The sequence below is a fragment of the Bacteroides sp. D55t1_190419_B8 genome (genome assembly GCF_015558905.1).
GTDB lineage: Bacteria > Bacteroidota > Bacteroidia > Bacteroidales > Bacteroidaceae > Bacteroides > Bacteroides vicugnae.
This window is the reverse complement of sequence record NZ_JADMOU010000066.1, coordinates 1-2,146: the sequence shown is the minus strand read 5'-3', so window position 1 is coordinate 2,146 and position 2,146 is coordinate 1. Positions and strand designations below refer to the sequence as shown.

The window sequence follows — 2,146 nt, the reverse complement described above, 5'->3', positions numbered from 1 at the left end:
TCAACAGTAGCCTAAAGAGGCGTGCTTTACGAGTAATTGTTTGGTGCGAAGCCCTCTTGACAATATGGTTCTATGCAGAAATATCCAATGTATAGGCTGTTAGGCTGACCGATATGAGTAACGTATGTGAACCGCTGCACCATCGTAACAAAAGAATAGCTTACGGATATTTACAAGCTATAGCCAAAATGGCGGGCAGTCAGGATAGTTCTCTCTTTTTCAGGACTACACGGATGCAGCACTGCCGGTGGATGGGCGGACTTTAAGTCGGTCGTAAGTTACTTGTACGGAACTTGGTAAGCCCGTATCTCTCCTGTCCTTTATCGGGCAGGTAAGCCAATCGCAAGAAAAGCCGAATGATGTGCGGGTAAAGGATTGCGGAGAAAGCGAACGCTTCCGTGTAATGCGGAAGATAGAGGTTTAAACGTCACCTCATGCGAAAGCAGGCAGACTTCCGCAGGGTAATTCTTTGTGAAACGATTGTAGAACTTTAACGAAATGAAGAAACAGCAAAGGAGCAAGGCGAAAGCCGAGTGTGCATCTTCAGCCGAGCGTAACACAACATGGAAAAGCATTGACTTCTCCAAATGTGAACGAAAGGTCAGAAAGCTGCAAGTCCGAATAGCAAAGGCTCATAAAGAAAAGAGGTACAACAAGGTTAAAGCCTTGCAGCACCTGCTTGTCACTTCGTTCGAAGCCAAGGCATTGGCAGTAAGGAAAGTGACCTCCAATAAAGGTAAACGCACGGCAGGGGTTGACCACATAAAGTGGGATACCGATGCCAATAAAATAGAAGCTATACGTTCTTTGACACGGAGAGGATATAAAGCCCTCCCATTGAAAAGAGTTAACATACCTAAGGCAAACGGCAAGACAAGACCGTTGGGAATACCGACCATGAAAGACAGAGCCATGCAGGCACTGTATCTTATGGCATTGGAACCCATAACGGAAAGTGAAGCGGATGCAAACTCTTACGGATTCAGAAAGTTCAGAAGTACGGCAGATGCGATAGATGCGCTTCACAGATGGCTAAGCAGGGATTGCTCTCCCGAATGGATATTGGAGGGAGACATAAAAGGCTGCTTCGACCATATCAGCCATGAATGGCTTCTCGATAACGTACGAATCGACAGGCAGATATTAAGAAAATGGCTGAAAAGTGGAGTTGTATTCAACAGACTGCTTCAACCGACTATTGAAGGGACACCACAGGGCGGCATTATTTCACCGACACTTGCAAATGCAACTCTTGACGGCATGGAAAGGATGCTCAAAGAGAAGTACAAGGCAAGTTATGTCAATGGAAAACTTTACTGCCCCAAAGTCAATCTCGTAAGATATGCGGATGACTTCATTGTCACTGCTGACAAAAGGAAAACGTTACTTGAAATAAAGGAAATGTTGACAGTTTTTCTAAAGGAAAGAGGACTTACCCTATCCGAGGAGAAGACACTGATAACACATATCAGTGACGGATTTGACTTTTTAGGTTTCAATGTCCGGAAGTACAACGGCACATTGTTAATAAAGCCGTCAAAGAAAAGTCAGAAACGTTTCACTGACAAGCTGCATGAGGTTGTGCTGACCAAAGGTAAGGCATCATCCCAGCAGGAGCTGATAGAGAAACTCAATCCTATAATAAAGGGATGGGGTAACTACTACAGCCATGTGGTATCAAAGGAGGTGTTCTGCCGATGTGACCATATCTTAATAAATCAACTTAAAAGATGGTCATATCGCAGACATACCGACAAGTCAAGGAAATGGATAAGGAAGAAGTATTTTATCCGAAAAGGTGGCAGAAATTGGATTTTCGGTTTTGAATATGTATGTGGAGAAATAAAGGATAAGTTCACATTACAGCAACTGACAGAAATTCCAATCAAGCGACACACAAAGATAAGATGCGAGGCCAATCCGTTCGACCCATCATGGGACGAATACTTCGAAAGGCGGAAACTCAAAAGTGCCCGTCAACGTGCGTGAAGAAAACTTTATCGGAAACAAGTCATCGCAAGATGATTATGAGCCGATTTAATTTTATGAGAATTAAATTTAGAATTATCGGAGCTGTATGCGGTGAAAGTCGCACGTACAGTTCTTAATGGGGAAAGCGGCAGCAATGCCGCCGACCTACATAACA

2 protein-coding genes are annotated in these 2,146 nt (G+C 43.9%); both read left to right on the top strand.

Annotated elements, in window-relative coordinates; translation table 11 throughout:
- Nucleotides 1-113 precede the first annotated feature (113 nt).
- Nucleotides 114-266: a hypothetical protein gene (locus I2I13_RS24350; RefSeq protein ID WP_167511788.1), complete on the top strand. Its 153-nt coding sequence runs from the start codon at nucleotides 114-116 to the stop codon at nucleotides 264-266.
- A 232-nt stretch (nucleotides 267-498) separates the two neighbouring features.
- Nucleotides 499-1,989, top strand: coding sequence for a group II intron reverse transcriptase/maturase (gene ltrA / locus I2I13_RS24345; RefSeq protein ID WP_195650757.1), 1,491 nt, complete (start codon nucleotides 499-501; stop codon nucleotides 1,987-1,989).
- Nucleotides 1,990-2,146 lie beyond the last annotated feature (157 nt).